The 12,133-nt window shown below is 51.9% G+C and carries 15 protein-coding genes; all 15 read right to left on the reverse strand.

The window, feature by feature from the left end; translation table 11 throughout:
• Positions 1-34: 34 nt before the first annotated feature.
• The 15 genes from KQJ23_RS10040 to KQJ23_RS10110 all read right to left on the reverse strand — a co-directional run bounded on the left by KQJ23_RS10040 (position 35) and on the right by KQJ23_RS10110 (position 12,131).
• Positions 35-2,359, reverse strand: coding sequence for a VirB4-like conjugal transfer ATPase, CD1110 family (locus KQJ23_RS10040; protein ID WP_216478691.1), 2,325 nt, complete (start codon positions 2,357-2,359; stop codon positions 35-37).
• Complete coding sequence (locus KQJ23_RS10045) at positions 2,356-2,712, reverse strand: PrgI family protein (RefSeq protein WP_216478692.1); 357 nt, start codon at positions 2,710-2,712, stop codon at positions 2,356-2,358. The genes KQJ23_RS10040 and KQJ23_RS10045 overlap by 4 nt, the downstream gene beginning before the upstream one ends.
• Before the next feature lie 37 nt (positions 2,713-2,749).
• Complete coding sequence (locus KQJ23_RS10050; protein WP_216478693.1) at positions 2,750-3,058, reverse strand: hypothetical protein; 309 nt, start codon at positions 3,056-3,058, stop codon at positions 2,750-2,752.
• 27 nt (positions 3,059-3,085) lie between these two features.
• On the reverse strand, positions 3,086-3,271 hold the full coding sequence (locus KQJ23_RS10055) for a Spo0E family sporulation regulatory protein-aspartic acid phosphatase (RefSeq protein ID WP_216478694.1): 186 nt from the start codon (positions 3,269-3,271) through the stop codon (positions 3,086-3,088).
• Between the two features lie 188 nt (positions 3,272-3,459).
• Positions 3,460-4,299: a VirB6/TrbL-like conjugal transfer protein, CD1112 family gene (locus KQJ23_RS10060; RefSeq protein ID WP_216478695.1), complete on the reverse strand. Its 840-nt coding sequence runs from the start codon at positions 4,297-4,299 to the stop codon at positions 3,460-3,462.
• 56 nt (positions 4,300-4,355) lie between these two features.
• The gene (locus tag KQJ23_RS10065) at positions 4,356-4,652 is read right to left on the reverse strand and encodes a glutamyl-tRNA amidotransferase (RefSeq protein WP_430522292.1); all 297 of its coding nucleotides are present in this window, start codon (positions 4,650-4,652) and stop codon (positions 4,356-4,358) included.
• Entirely contained in the window at positions 4,649-6,463 is a 1,815-nt protein-coding gene (locus tag KQJ23_RS10070) for a VirD4-like conjugal transfer protein, CD1115 family (RefSeq protein WP_249529645.1), read from the reverse strand. Before KQJ23_RS10070 ends, KQJ23_RS10065 begins: the two co-directional genes overlap by 4 nt.
• Positions 6,414-6,605: a hypothetical protein gene (locus KQJ23_RS10075; RefSeq protein ID WP_216478696.1), complete on the reverse strand. Its 192-nt coding sequence runs from the start codon at positions 6,603-6,605 to the stop codon at positions 6,414-6,416. Before KQJ23_RS10075 ends, KQJ23_RS10070 begins: the two co-directional genes overlap by 50 nt.
• A 34-nt stretch (positions 6,606-6,639) precedes the next feature.
• Positions 6,640-7,539, reverse strand: coding sequence for a hypothetical protein (locus KQJ23_RS10080; RefSeq protein WP_216478697.1), 900 nt, complete (start codon positions 7,537-7,539; stop codon positions 6,640-6,642).
• On the reverse strand, positions 7,536-8,486 hold the full coding sequence (locus tag KQJ23_RS10085; protein ID WP_249529646.1) for a PcfB family protein: 951 nt from the start codon (positions 8,484-8,486) through the stop codon (positions 7,536-7,538). Before KQJ23_RS10085 ends, KQJ23_RS10080 begins: the two co-directional genes overlap by 4 nt.
• A complete protein-coding gene (locus tag KQJ23_RS10090; protein WP_216478698.1) occupies positions 8,431-9,819 on the reverse strand; it encodes a relaxase/mobilization nuclease domain-containing protein in 1,389 nt (462 codons plus the stop codon). The genes KQJ23_RS10085 and KQJ23_RS10090 overlap by 56 nt, the downstream gene beginning before the upstream one ends.
• A 21-nt stretch (positions 9,820-9,840) precedes the next feature.
• Positions 9,841-10,179: a plasmid mobilization protein gene (locus KQJ23_RS10095; RefSeq protein WP_216478699.1), complete on the reverse strand. Its 339-nt coding sequence runs from the start codon at positions 10,177-10,179 to the stop codon at positions 9,841-9,843.
• Positions 10,180-10,474: 295 nt separating this feature from the next.
• The gene (locus KQJ23_RS10100) at positions 10,475-10,642 is read right to left on the reverse strand and encodes a hypothetical protein (RefSeq protein ID WP_216478700.1); all 168 of its coding nucleotides are present in this window, start codon (positions 10,640-10,642) and stop codon (positions 10,475-10,477) included.
• Positions 10,643-10,715: 73 nt separating this feature from the next.
• The gene (locus KQJ23_RS10105; protein ID WP_216478701.1) at positions 10,716-11,663 is read right to left on the reverse strand and encodes a DUF3991 and TOPRIM domain-containing protein; all 948 of its coding nucleotides are present in this window, start codon (positions 11,661-11,663) and stop codon (positions 10,716-10,718) included.
• A gap of 156 nt (positions 11,664-11,819) precedes the next feature.
• Entirely contained in the window at positions 11,820-12,131 is a 312-nt protein-coding gene (locus KQJ23_RS10110) for a DUF6664 family protein (RefSeq protein ID WP_216478702.1), read from the reverse strand.
• Positions 12,132-12,133 lie beyond the last annotated feature (2 nt).

The raw sequence follows: 12,133 nt of genomic DNA on the forward strand, positions 1-12,133 counted from the left end.
AGGAGCGGCGGAATCTGCCGCTCCTTTGGCTTGTCTATTCCCCTGGCTTTGTCGTCATCAGTTTATACAGCATTGTGTCCCGCGGGAACAGATCAGCGAAGGGAACCAGCGAGTTACCGATCTTCATCAGCCCGTTTCCAGCTTCCACATTGGTGATGTAGGAAAGTTGCAAGTCCGAAATGTTCAGCAGTTCTGCGAGCTCCTTCCGATCTGTGCTGGACTGGTTAAGCATCACGATAAATTCACTATTAGCCAACATCGTTCGGGCGGTATGGCTTTGCAGCAAATCGTCCACGTTTTGCGTAATACCCGTACAAAAAGCGCCATACTTTCGGACGCGCTTCCACAAGGCGTACAGAAAGTTGGCGCTGTATTCGTGCTGAAAAAGCAAATAGATTTCATCAATGAAGATATACGTATTTTTGCCCTTTACCCGATTTTGTGTAATGCGGTTGAGAATGCTATCCAGTACGACTAGCATCCCTATTGGCAACAATTGCTTGCCCAAATCCAAAATGTCGTAGCTGATCAGCCGATTATGAACATTCACGTTGGTCGGTTGGGCGAAGGTGTTCAGGCTGCCTGACGTGAACAATTCAATCGCCAGCGCGATGTCCTGTGCCTCCGGCTCTACTTGCCTGAGCAGCTCCGCGTGGAAGTCTCGCAGTGTCGGCGGCTCCCCCTTATACTGGTTCTGCAAGAAGTTTCGATAGACGCTGGCGGTGCAACGGTCGATCAGCGATTTTTCCTTCGCCCCCAACGGATACCCGCCCATTAATTGCTCGCACAGCGACAACACAAACTCGGACTTCAGAATGATTGGATTGGCTCCGTCGCCATACTGCCGGTTCAAATCCATGGCATTAATGTGGTTCGGCGATGTGGCCGATATATGAATCGTCTCCCCACCTAGCGCCTTCACCAAGGCGGAATATTCCCTTTCCGGGTCAATCAGGATCACATCATCGTCGCTTGCCAGCACCTGATTCACGATTTCCCGCTTCGCTGTGAAGCTTTTGCCTGAGCCGGGTACGCCCAAAATAAAGCTGTTTCCGTTCAATAGTTGCTTGCGGCTGGCAAAGATCATGTTTTTGCTGATGACGTTCTGCCCTTGGTAAATGCCGCCAGGATGCATGACCTCTTGGGCCCGAAACGGAATGAAGACTGCCGTGCTTTCGGTCGTGAGCGTCCGCAACGCCTGAACCTTGCGCAGCCCATACGGCAACACCGTATTCAGGCCATCCATCTGCTGAAAGGTCAGCGGGGATAACTGGCACAGATGCTTGCGGGCTGTCGTTAGCAAGGCTTCGGTATCCTGGTCAAGCTGTTCCTTGCTCTCCGCGATATGCACCATTGTGAGCAATCCGAACATCATTCGCTGATCCCGAGTTGTCAGGTCGTCCAAAAATTCTTTGCTCTCCTTGCGTTGCTGCTCCATGTTATAAGGGATGACTGCCGAAAAATTGTTGTTCTTATTTTGCCGCCGCTGCCAGTTTGTAATGTTGGTTTCCACGCCAAGCAGCCGGTTTTCCACCTCTCGCACAGCCTCATCGGTCGGGATCGGGATAACATCGAGCGACAGTAGCAAGTTTCGATTCAGGTCGCACAACTCGGCAACCATGCTGTCCTTGATATAGCTGGCATATTCCCGCAGGAAGATCACGCGGCCGTAGAAGCGTCCCATCCGAAAATGATCCCGCTCAAACTCCAACGTATCCGGACAGATGTAATCCTTGAAATCATGCCCCTTGCGCATCGTTTCCGATAAATCGAACCGAAAGCCGGCCTCTTCGCCTATTCGGTAAAAATCATGTAACCTGCGCAAGCGATCCGTCGCTTGCAGCTCCGTGCATTTGGAGCCGAGCCGTGTAAAATGCCCGGACAACTCGGCGCCGATTCGCGCAAAATATTGCCTTGCTTCCTCTATATTCTTTTTTACAACGGAGACGGTGATATACTTCTCCTGATACGTTTCATTGGCACCGGTCGCTTTGTCAAGCAGCATGCGGTTATATTCCTCCCGATACGTGTCTAAACCATCATCCCGCAACGGAATCAAAATTGAATCGGCCAAGTCCGTCCGGTTCAGTCGCCGATTGTTGATCGTAATTTTCGTCGTTGCTCCGCTATCCAACGAATTAAGTAGTTCTCCATAAGCGAGGAACATGGCTTCCTTGTCCTCTCGTGAGGCCACGGCATAATTAATATCCTCAAAGCGAAACGACTTGGAAAACTTATTGCCAACCAAAAAAATCCCGTCCGGCCATATGGCTCGAATCGGGATCGCTTGCTGAACACCCCTGGGAACGACAAACCGCTCCTTGTCTTGGCTTAGGATTCGCTTGAGCGTTTTAATCATCGCGTCTCCTCCAGACCACGCTGTCGCAGCTTCACCCGCAACGCTTCAACATAATGGTTGGTTGAATGGAAGACGAGCCGCTTCGGCATCAGAAACTCCGATTTGATAAACGCCCATAACAACTGCTCTGCGGTCATGCCGTGATACTGAATGAAGCCCAGCGCAGCGCAGGGAGCAGCCCCCAGGATGCACATCCAACTCACCGTTTCGATGCCCACGTGACTGCGCAAGCCAAAGTATAGGCCAATCGCCACGCCTATTGCAAGAACAGAAAAAAAGAACTGCCGCAAGGACAGTCCAAAGAACAAGCTTTCCGTATAGGCCCGGATCTCCCGGTTAATTTTAATCTCCATTTGTACCCTCCAAATCTTCTGCTACTATAGAACAGAGTTACCTATCCAAAGGTTCCTCCTCATCCTGCCAGATCGAGGGGGACAGCAGCGCAACAGCGAGTTGAATGCCATCCTGCATGCCTCTCAAATACAGCTTCTCATTCATCATGGCAAGCATCAAGTTATGCCGATCCTCCCATTCCGAAAAACCCGGTGATTGCTTCAGATCAACCCCAGCAAACAACGCCTGAAAGGCTTGCTCTTCCTCCTTCCGTATTTGCTCCAAATCGGGATGATAGGTTACCTTCGATGATACCTTGTCCAATCTCTTTTGAATGATTTGCCTAAACCATGCCGGAAACTCCATATTTGCGCTCCCCCTCACCTTGCTCCACTACCTCTCCTGCTGCTTCTGTATATGCTTTATCCGCTGGTAACGAATCACGAGCTGATCGACCTTCTGACTGAGTTCCTGCATTTCCCGATGCTCGGCTAACGAATGGGACTGCTCCATCAGGCGCTTTCCTAGTTCATTCATTCGCTGACGCTCTGCTTCCAGCTCCCGCTCCAAGTCCTTCATCGCGATTACCTCCTGTCTGAGAGCCGATCCAATCCAGCACCATTACCGCCTTATCAGATACATAAAATGGTACTTATGAACCGCATATCTGTCAAACATACAAATATAATTTCACAATTATACATTTAGCATATAATCACTTGGGTAGAGAGGGAAGCGCACCTCTTGATCATTCCGGCAAAACGCTTCTATAACCCCATCATCTCTCGCACAACTCGATCTGCCATTTTGACAACGCCAACCAGTACGAGCATGTTAAAGATCAACTCGCCAATGTAGGTCCAAATCATTGTCACGGCTCCAGTACCATCCGCAACGGCAGGGGGCGCTTCGGCAAAGGCTGCATAAATGATACAGGCCAGTACAATGATTGCTCCCTCCAGGCACGCCGCCGCATATCCCTTGAGGAAGGAGGTTCCGATGCTTTGGCTCGGCTCCCCCGCGTAAGCCGATAATGGAACCGGCGCAATCGCAGTATACAAATAGATGCGAAAAAACCGGCCATAAACGGACAGAATCATAATGAACGACAGTACGGTAATAAATAGGCTGCCAAGCAAGGAGACAATCCATAAAGGGATGCTCTCCCAGAACCCGACATCCTCAATTGCCTGTGATATGGTTCCTGGCAGGCTGATCCCTTCCATAGATCCGAAGCCTGAATGTCCCATAATCGTCGTAATGACGCCTTGTACGATGGTGAAAAGCCCCATCATCAGCTCCAGCCCATAGGTCACAACCGCCTTGGCAAGAATAAAGCGAATAAACAGCTTGACGGCCAGTTCGGGCCGCTTGATTTCCGCAAAGTTCCCCGCCGTTTTCATCACACCGACCACGAAAAACAACACCAGCAGCGCAAGCCCGGTCGCCTGCAGCGCACCATGAATATCCTTGACAACCTGCCAGATCGCACCACCCTTAAACTCGGCTGGCGACTGTGTGACAAGCTGCCAAATCTCGTTCATCTTGTCGTTCCAGGTGTTCAGCGCGTTCTCTAGATTTTCTTCGATCCAACTGTTTTTCGACATGCTCTCACCCTTTAGTCCAGAAGGGAGTAGCTAGCGCTCCCCCCCAGCGTGATCGGTTATCCCGCGATTAAAGCTAGAATTTCCTTCGTAAACGTAATAATGACACCGCCCGCCAAGGTTAAAAATCCGTTGGCTCGTTGGGACGGGTCATGCGACTTGAGAGACAAGCCGATCTGAACGATGCCGAAGCCCAAAATAATCATCCCCACCGCCCGGATCAGGCCAAAAATGAAATCAGAGAAGTTATTAACTGTCTCCATCGGATCGCCTGCAGCATAAGCCGTCGAAGCCCAAACCATTCCGAGTGCAAGCATCATGCCGAACGACAGCAACCCTTGCGTTTTACGCTTCAATGCCGATCATCTCCTTGTAAAAGTAACTCTTCCAGCTCGCTCTCTGACAGCAATTCATAGTCACCGTGCTCATGCAGCACCACCTTCGTCCAGTCCACAGCGTGCTCCGCGTCTCCGTGCCGATAGGCTTCTCCATTGCCGTCCAGCGTCAATGAAACGTTGGGATGCCGAAGCACGTTAAACTTTTCATCCAGCACCGGCCGTTCGCCACGGATAAACAAAATGGCATAACGGTTGTCCAACAGCCGAACCTCGTCCGGTGTCAGCAGCTCCCTACCTGTTTGCTGATAATTGATCGAATAACTGCCATTGCGTCCTCTGCTGAGTCCATACGTATTCGTGTCGAGCGTCTCCTTGCCCAGAAGCTCCGACACATACTTATGCGTGGATTGCTCATTGCCGCCGAGATACAGGAACAGGTCGCAGTTGCCGACAATTGATTCCCATTCATCTTTGTACAATGCCTTGAGCTGGGCCAAATTTTGCAGGATGATGGACACCGAAATTTCCCGGCTGCGCATGGTCGAGAGCAGCTTGTCGAACTCTGTTGGCAACGCGACGTTTGCAAACTCGTCCATCACAAAATGGACATGAACGGGCAAGCGCCCCCCATGCCGGTAATCGGCTTCATACATTAAGCTCTGGAACAACTGCGTGTACAGCATGCCAACGATAAAGTTGAAGCTACTGTCATTGTCGGGAATGACTGCGAAAAGCGCCGTCTTTTTCGTGCCCATAGCAGACAAGTCCAGTTCATCCACCACGCTCATGCCTGCAATGGTGGGCAAATTGAACTTTTCCAGCCGTACTCCGAGACCGATAAGGATGGACTTGGCCGTCTTGCCTGCTGCCAGCTTAAAAATGTTGTATTGCTTAACCGCCAAATGCTCTGGCTCCCGCATGGCCAGCCGCTCGAAAAGTTCATCTAGCGGGCTTTGATACGTTTCATCCTCTTCACGAACCTCCGCTGCGGCGATCATCTCCATCACCATGGGGAAATTTTGCTCCTCCGGCGGTGCTTCGTAGAGCAGGTACAGCACAAGTGCCTCCAGCAGCGCAGTTTCGGACCGCTCCCAGAACGGATCATTCGTATTGCTACCCTTCGGTGTCGTATTGCGAATAAGGTTCGTTACCAGCTTGAGTACGTCCTTGTCGTCCTGCAGGTAAGCAAAGGAATTGTATCCATGCGACAAATGCGGATTAATGAGATCCAGTACCTTGATGTCGTAGCCTTCTGCGCGGAGCAAGCCGCCGGTATCCCGTAATATTTCGCCCTTGGGATCGAGCACCACAAACGACGTCGTAGCCTGCATCACATTCGGCTTCGCATAGAAGCGAGTTTTCCCGGCTCCCGATCCACCGACCACCAGCACATTCAAATTCCGCCGATGCTTGCGTCCGTCAAGACCGATCCGAACGCGCTGTGTCAGGATTTTGTTCTGCATAGGCTGCTTATTTCGATATGTGGCATTGAGTTGCTTCGCCTTTCCCCAGCGGGCACTGCCATGCTCCTCGCGCCTGCGATAATTGCGCAGCGAGGACATATACACACCTATACAGACGGCATAAGCCAACGTAAAGAGCAGCAGGCTGCGATGTGTATCAGCTACCCAGCGGATACGCAAGGGATGCTCCATTGCTGCGTTGAGCTGCAACAGCAAGGCAGGCAAGCCTTCCGATAGGGCAGGGGCAGCATGCAGCGCCAGCCAGATGACCGGCAATAAAAAAACCGCAACGAGTATAAGCTGACTCGTTGCGGAATTAGCGCGCCGCATGCTGGCTCCGATGCTTCGCTTTTCGATAGGGGGCATCAATCGTTTTTAACAGCAGGTCATCCACGGCATCTGTCGGCCGCTGCTCCCCGATCAATCCATTGCGCAGGGTGTTCAGGGCGTTGATGACAATACCATGCTCGTAATGATCCAAGCTAAGAATACGCTCGTCCTCTTTCATCGTCCTACCTCCCATGTCATCGAAATGGTCATCGTTAACGAGCCGTGTCACTGCGACTCGGCTGCTGCTGCCGCAATTGGCCTAACAGGTGGTACATCCGGCTATTCATCGTGTGGGCTGTGTCCCGAATGACAGAAAGCTCCGTACGAATCTGTTGAGGCTCCAGCCCTTTCAGCCTTTCTACAGCACGGTTAAAGCGAAAGCCCGATGTCTCCACGCCAAACTGCTTGCTCAGCATATAGGCAACGCTGTACGCTTGGGCCTGGTGATCCGAGCGGCTGTAGTCGGCCTTGCCCTGATCCATTTCCGCATGTGCCAGTTCCTGCGCAAGCACACGAAAAATATCACTGGCCGACAGCCCGCGCCGAATCACAATCTGGCGGACATCCGGCTGATAAAGAGCATGCATGCCCTCTGGCAAGGCGTCGCCCATCTGAATCGGAACGGGAGAGCGATGCATAAGCGCCTTGATCCGGGTGCGTTCATCCGGTGGAGGCGGCAGCTCCGGTTTCTCTCCGATAACTTGGGAAACGTCAAACATTTTTTTCGGATTGTAGCTCACCGCTGTGCTGCCGTCCTCTCGTTTGTATGTTTCGCCCGGCTCCAAAATATAGAAGCCCGTTTCTTTCCGACGAATGTGGAAGCCCATTACCTTCCAGCCCTCGAAATCGGCAATCCGCGTTGCCTCCGGTCGTTGTGCCATAATGAGCAGCGCATTGGAAACGCTGTACCTGCCAAAACGGCTTTGCACATCCAAATATTGTTGAAGCCGTTCGCCGGTTTGCATAACCTCAACCGTAGTAGAATCAATGGTGTCATATGTCCATTGGCGCAGCTCCTGTTTCTTCTGCACCCACGCCTCCTTGTCGAAGGGTTGTGAAGCTGCCGTCATCGGTGGTGCTTCCTGACGGAACAAGTCATCCCATTCGCTCATTTGGCTTTCCCCCTCTTCCGATTGCTGCGGTTTGGTGTCTCGACCGGAGCGTTCACGGCAACAGGCGCCTTGCCCCTCCCTTTTCGCTTCGGCAAGCCCGGTTCCCGTTCTTGCTGCTGTTGCTGACGCTGCTTCTCAGCGGCGCGGTTTTCTTCCCGGATCTCCCGTAGCAATTGCCGCACAGACACCTTCTGCTTCGGCTGTTCAAGGATTGTTTCGGATGCCACGCTGTGCGCGGAGGTAGGCGCGGACGGAGAGAGGGGTTCCGGTTGGTTCTGGCTCTCGGATTGGCTGGGCAGGGGGAGATACTCCAGCTCCTCCACTTCGTCCAGTGGCTCCTCGTGTACCGGCAGCTCTCCTTCCAGCACTTCGTTTCCCGGCTCCACCCCCTCTGGCGGTTCCTGCTTTCCCAGCAGTTCGTCCAAAAATTCCTCGCTGATTGCCGTTGCAGGAACCTCAGGCTCCTCAGATTGAGGCTCTTTATGCTCCACAGCCTCCATCGCTCGTTCCGATTCCATGCTGCCTGCCTGCTTCTCCTGACGAGCTTGTTCAATTTCATTCTTGATGCTGGCCGTATCCACGGTAGCCAACTGGAAGCGCTCAACGATCCTGTTAATCTTGGAGGCGTCCTCGGCACGCACCATCACATCGCACATGCCATCCACACTCTTTTTGTCCCGCAATGCACAGTACAGGACACCATAGCGCTTTGCTTCCTTGCAAAAGGTGGGCAAGTCCTCATTCCGCACGGCGAATACCTTTAGCTCTTTCCCGCTGCGGAGCAGATTTTCAAGCCGCGTGCGGCCCCGCGTCTGTTTTTGCCCTTGCAGCACCGCGAACAAATAGACCGCGAGATGCTTAGCGCCTTCACCGGATATTTTCGCCATCACTTCAATCCCGCGCAGACTCATGCTGACGACCTGATCGGCCGCCTCGTTTCCGCTCATGGTCTCCTACCTCCTTGCGTCTGGATTTTTCTTCATACTCTTCTTGCTGTTGCAACTTGTCCTTGATTGAATCGGAACGTGACAAAATGCCCGCGCAAAGCCCCACCTCCTTTCGAAGCTGCCTCAGTTGCCGGGAATACGCGGCAATCTGCTCCCGGTATGCCGCGATCTGCTCGGGTTGTCGGCAGCGGCGAAGCCGATTGTAGCTGGCCTTGCGGACGCTGGAGATTTGGTGCACATCAGCTAACAACTGCTGCCGATAGACCGTCAATTGCTCCCGGCTTGAAATGTGCTGCCGGCAAAGCAGCTTGGTTTGTTCGATGATACGAGACAAGTGGTGCAGGTCTTCCCGTAACAAAAAAAACGTCCGCCTTGGGGACGAACGATAGTGGGGCAAAATGCCCAAAACATATAAATAACGAACATACAACGCTTGAAGGCCGGAAAGCTTACGAGCCTTATCAGAACGATTCCTACGAACCAGGACGGCGCGCTTGCGTTGCGGAAGTAGCAGGCGCTTCGCCGTTGTCCTATCCAGAATACGTTGTTTGATTGCTGTCTCTGTGTAGGCTTCACCCAAGCTACGCAGGCGGACAAATCTCGTTTTACCAGGCGGGCGGACAGCTAAATGCTTGACATGCGCCTTGATGTCGTAGCCCTTTTCCTGTAACGCAGCATAAAATTGGCTCATCGTTCTGGCCGCCGCCATAGCGGAATCCACATCCTCACGAATGACGCCACGCCATGTCGGCTTGCTTTCCTGATCGGCTCGCCATTCCCCGTAATGCTTGGCCTTCCCGCGCTCCGGCTGTTCAATGACGGATAAGGCATGCTCCCGACAAAGCTGATCGGAGGTTTGCCGCATCAACGAATAGGACGCCTTATTATCGTAATAGCGTTTGCCATCCATAAAGGAAACAGAATTAAGAACAAAATGATTATGCAAATGATCTTTGTCTAGGTGGGTAGCGACGACCACTTCAAAGCATTCCCCCCAAAGCGCTTGCGCCAGCTTCACGCCAATGGCATGCGCCAGATCCGGTGTGGTTTCTCCGGGCGCAAAAGATTGGTATCCATGAAAAGCGACGATGCCACCCGTTTTCTGGAACTGCTTCTTGGTTCGCTGCATTTGCTCATATGCGCTGCCCGGATCACAATTAATGCCTCTCACATAAAGCTGTCGCTCTGTCTTTGCATTCGAGCCCATGTAGGCAAGCGTCTCCTGCAAACCATCCGCTTCCCTGCGTCCCTGATCCGTTTTGTCCGGATTGACAGCGTAGTTTAATACACGCTTCAAACGGTCAGTCACATCCCATATCGCCGTCGTAGCCATTTTCTTTCCTCTCCACGTGGTTTAAGAAGGGGGCGTCTGCGGTTCCGGCGAAGTCACCGCTTCTTGTATCCGTTGGACTGCGCAGCGCAAAGCATCGGCTTCACGTTGGAAGGAAGCGTGTTCCAGATGACCGGTCACATGCGCCTTTGCTGCGAGCTGGTTTAGATTATTTCCGATTGCGTGAAGCTGGCGCAGCATCGTGTAGTAATCCAAAGGCGGCAACGTTTTGGGGACATAGCCGTTAATCAGCGAGCGGAGGTAAGCTTCCCGAGACAGTCCCGACTGCTGCGTATGCTTTTGAAGCTTTCGATCTTCTTCCTGATTGACCCAGACTTGAATGCGAAGGCTTCTTTTCCGCATTTGTCGGCTCCTTTCTGAGATGGAGGTAATTCTGAGAAAAAGGCATCCTCAGAACTCCCGTTCCTAATAGACCCATTTAATCGACAAGCAAACATTGCGTTCCGACAGGCGGGGGTATTAGGGGCAAAGCCCCTAACAAGCGAATTTGGGAGACCAAATTCAGTGCTTGCTGCAACTTAGGACAACGTCCAAAGTTGCCTTCAGAGCACCCTCCGGGAAAAAGAGGGGAACTGCGGACAAACAAAAAGACGCCGTGCGAACAGCGTCTTCCGAAAACATCATCCCAAACACTGGCTTACCGTTCCTTTCGATTAATCTGTCGACGTACCTCACGAATGACCTGATGATGGTCATAGCGTGTCTTGTCGCTGTCAGCTTGCTCCTCTGCCTCCACCAGTGCCGCTTCAATTTTCTCCACGTCCCAACTTGTTTCGCCTGGTTCTTTGTCGTTTCTCGACTGCATACTCAGTCCTCCCCTGAAATGGATACTTCTTATTATTGCGTATGACGAGTCAGCTTACCATTGTGCTGCAACACTACCGTGATGGCCATTCACGCTTTTTTTTGTACGCCATCAAGTCCTCATTTATATCCTTTTGTACAGGCGGTTCATTCAGTAACTTATAGCTTTGAGCCAGTTGCTTCTCCATCATCTCAGATGCCAAGCGACCTGGTTTATCATTGTCCAAATGTAGCACTAGTCGCTTAACTTCCGAGTGACGATCCAGATAAGAGAGAAGGGCAGCCGGAAGCGCCGACTCTTCCTTATTTTCTGCGGGTCGGTGTATCCCCGCAAGCGACAGGTGATGGACTTGCCGCCAGTCCCTTCCCCGCAGCAACATTAATGTGCTATATGACAGTAGATCAATGGCGCTTTCAAACAGATGCAGTTCAGAGCTGTTCTCTACTGCTGGAAGACAAAAGGCATAACGCTTATCGCTGCCCGGCACTTCGCCCATGTATCGAGTACTTGTCGTTCCGCGAATTGCCGCATAGCGTGGCTCTCCCTGCTCGTCAAAGCCAACAAATACGGCATTGTGATATTTCCGGCTTTCATACAGACAACCTGATTCAAGGCACATCTCCAGCACCTCACGTGCAATGCCCCGCCCGCGCAAATAAGCGACCACTCTATTTGCATTATCATAGCCTTCAGGAAGTGTGAAGGGAACAGTGATCTCCTCCGAGATAGCATGAGGTGTTGCTGGAATGGGCGATATGACGGACTGCTCGTTGAGATGCATCACCGCCTCCGGCAAGGAGATTCCTCGCACCTTAATGAGATAATCCAGCGCCGATCGTCCGCCAAAGCCGCGCGACCACCAAAACCACTTGCCGTTAGATATTTTCAAGCTACCATGGCTACGGGTCGCGTATGCATTACGAGAACATTTCACCAGTTCGTAAGGCTCGACATGCTGCAAATACGATAGCAAGTCCCATTGCTTGGCGTACTCAATTTGTTCTTTGCTTACATAACCCATTGATTCGCTCCTTTCCACCTTTTTAACCTGTACACCGTTCAAAAACAATTACCCCCAATATTATCCACAATTCACCCACAAGCTGATATAAGCGCAAATAAGCCTGCAACCGGTCGGCTCCAGACTTGTCAGCTCTGTATATAGTTACTTCTGCGGTTACAGCGCCCCCATTCTTTTCAGGTAAGCATAGCAATCCGCATGCCCTTGCCAATATAACGCCATGCGTTCCATACGTACCGTTTCATCCAGCGTCTTTTGAACCTCCAACCATGCTTGATAGTCCTGATCGCTTGGAAAAACACCGGCATCTCCATCTAATACACCCTTAATAAATGGATGCTGCACTTGAATCGCCACTCTCCGCCGAACCCACATCATATAAGCTTCTTCATGGCGCAAACGCCGGGTGATTTCATCTTCCAAATCATCAAAGCTCTGCCCCAGCCGCTGCCAGCATTCCTTTTCCATGC

It is taken from the genome of Paenibacillus brevis (genome assembly GCF_018919145.1).
In the GTDB taxonomy this organism is placed as follows: domain Bacteria; phylum Bacillota; class Bacilli; order Paenibacillales; family Paenibacillaceae; genus Fontibacillus; species Fontibacillus brevis.

Excerpts from the sequence above, each read along its gene's own strand:
- KQJ23_RS10085 (WP_249529646.1), bottom strand. The coding sequence starts at position 8,486 with ATGAGCGGAAACGAGGCGGCCGATCAGGTCGTCAGCATGAGTCTGCGC.
- KQJ23_RS10040 (WP_216478691.1), bottom strand. The coding sequence starts at position 2,359 with ATGATTAAAACGCTCAAGCGAATCCTAAGCCAAGACAAGGAGCGGTTT.
- KQJ23_RS10055 (WP_216478694.1), bottom strand. The coding sequence starts at position 3,271 with ATGAAGGACTTGGAGCGGGAGCTGGAAGCAGAGCGTCAGCGAATGAAT.
- KQJ23_RS10110 (WP_216478702.1), bottom strand. The coding sequence starts at position 12,131 with ATGGAAAAGGAATGCTGGCAGCGGCTGGGGCAGAGCTTTGATGATTTG.
- KQJ23_RS10060 (WP_216478695.1), bottom strand. The coding sequence starts at position 4,299 with ATGTCGAAAAACAGTTGGATCGAAGAAAATCTAGAGAACGCGCTGAAC.
- KQJ23_RS10095 (WP_216478699.1), bottom strand. The coding sequence starts at position 10,179 with ATGCGGAAAAGAAGCCTTCGCATTCAAGTCTGGGTCAATCAGGAAGAA.
- KQJ23_RS10080 (WP_216478697.1), bottom strand. The coding sequence starts at position 7,539 with ATGAGCGAATGGGATGACTTGTTCCGTCAGGAAGCACCACCGATGACG.
- KQJ23_RS10090 (WP_216478698.1), bottom strand. The coding sequence starts at position 9,819 with ATGGCTACGACGGCGATATGGGATGTGACTGACCGTTTGAAGCGTGTA.
- KQJ23_RS10075 (WP_216478696.1), bottom strand. The coding sequence starts at position 6,605 with ATGAAAGAGGACGAGCGTATTCTTAGCTTGGATCATTACGAGCATGGT.
- KQJ23_RS10070 (WP_249529645.1), bottom strand. The coding sequence starts at position 6,463 with ATGCCCCCTATCGAAAAGCGAAGCATCGGAGCCAGCATGCGGCGCGCT.
- KQJ23_RS10105 (WP_216478701.1), bottom strand. The coding sequence starts at position 11,663 with ATGGGTTATGTAAGCAAAGAACAAATTGAGTACGCCAAGCAATGGGAC.
- KQJ23_RS10045 (WP_216478692.1), bottom strand. The coding sequence starts at position 2,712 with ATGGAGATTAAAATTAACCGGGAGATCCGGGCCTATACGGAAAGCTTG.
- KQJ23_RS10100 (WP_216478700.1), bottom strand. The coding sequence starts at position 10,642 with ATGCAGTCGAGAAACGACAAAGAACCAGGCGAAACAAGTTGGGACGTG.
- KQJ23_RS10050 (WP_216478693.1), bottom strand. The coding sequence starts at position 3,058 with ATGGAGTTTCCGGCATGGTTTAGGCAAATCATTCAAAAGAGATTGGAC.